The organism is Mesorhizobium sp. M8A.F.Ca.ET.202.01.1.1, from assembly GCF_004791595.1.
In the GTDB taxonomy this organism is placed as follows: Bacteria; Pseudomonadota; Alphaproteobacteria; order Rhizobiales; family Rhizobiaceae; genus Mesorhizobium.
On sequence record NZ_SRUN01000045.1, the window covers coordinates 1 to 1,519 of the forward strand.

Annotated in this window: 1 protein-coding gene; it reads left to right on the plus strand. The window is 57.2% G+C overall.

Going from position 1 to position 1,519, the window contains the following annotated elements; translation table 11 throughout:
- Positions 1-507 precede the first annotated feature (507 nt).
- Positions 508-1,519: VCBS domain-containing protein (locus EN845_RS33735; protein WP_210235523.1), on the plus strand; the 1,012-nt coding region annotated here is incomplete at its 3' end.

A 1,519-nucleotide genomic window follows, 5' to 3' on the forward strand; every position in this document is an offset into this window, starting at 1 on the left:
CGTTCACGAAGATCGTTTGAAAGCGCTCGCGTCATCAGATGCTGGCCTCCAATCCAGCCAGCATCTTGAATCACAAACCAGCTGCTTTGGGAATCCTACGATTCTCTCAAAACAGGAACCGCTCTAGGCCGTGAACTCATGCCGCTCTGGCTTCGAATATTAACTGTTCCCCAAAGTTGGGCGTTGACGCTTCGTCTCCAGTAGAGTTAATAATCTCCTAATATAAGCATCGTCTAAATCTCTTGATCGGAAACCGAGGATTTAGGGGATATAATCGGGGTAGGGAGACGTAGCGCAGCGACCAACGTCGCCGCCGCCGCCATCATGCAATCATCATCCGCTAGCTCCAGCCGGCTCTTCTTGCCCGGCAGGCGCGGTGATGGCGCACTGCACTTCCAACCCAGTTGTGTGCCGATTTTTGGGATCGACGCTCGGACAGGGCGTGGTCGTGCAGGGCTGTCAACAAACAGGCGTAGGGGCGTCTGTCAGGGAAAAAGGGGTTGAAAAATGGCTACTCAGGTCACCGGTGCCGGCGGCACCACGACGTCGTTCTCCAATACACCGCAAGCAAACAATGACGTTTTCAATCTCACCGAGGATACGGTCGTCCTCGCTTCAGGTTCGCAAACCATCATAGTTCTCGATGTGATGGCGAACGATCAGGGTGGAAACGCGAAGTCCCTCTTTTCGGTGGACGATGGGATTTCCGCATCGACGGCCACGAAGCAATACGCCCCCATCGACCTGACGACTCAGGACGTTCAGGCGACCGGCATTTCAGCCTGGGAAAGCATCGGCGGCGGGGTTTCCATCCGCATCAACAACGGCAAGGTCGAGATGGACCTTAGTGGATATCTGGCGGCGCATGGCTTCGCCAGCCTGCAAGCCATGGGTGCGGGCGACCAGATCAACGAGACCTTCACCTATGCGATCAAACTCGGCAACGGAACGCTGAGCTGGGCCAGCGTCTCCGTCAATATCCAGGGCACCAATGACGGCGCGATAATCACCGCCGTCCCGGGCGCGGACACGACCGTGGTGGAGGCCGGCGGCGTTGCCAATGGCACGCTGAATGATCCCAACGCGCATGGACAGTTGATCATCACCGACCCCGATGTCGGCCAGGACCATTTCCAGGCTCCCCCAAGCCTTCAGGGCACTTATGGCACCTTCACCTTCAATACGACAACCGGTGTGTGGGCCTATACGCTGAACCAGACCCTTGCCGATCCGTTGACGCAGGGCCAGCCCGTTACAGATACTCTGACCGTGAAGTCAGCTGACGGAACGGCGAGTTATAACATCGTCGTGAATATTACTGGCACCAATGACGCGCCGGTTGCGATTGCTAACGTCAATTCGGTGAAAGAGGACACCGCGCCCAATCCGGTCAGCGGCAATGTGCTTTCCAACGACACCGATGTCGACAATGGCGACACCCACAGCGTCAGCGCCGTCAACGGCTCGGCTGGCAATGTCGGCAACGACCTGGTCGGCACCTATGGCACGCTGCATCTCA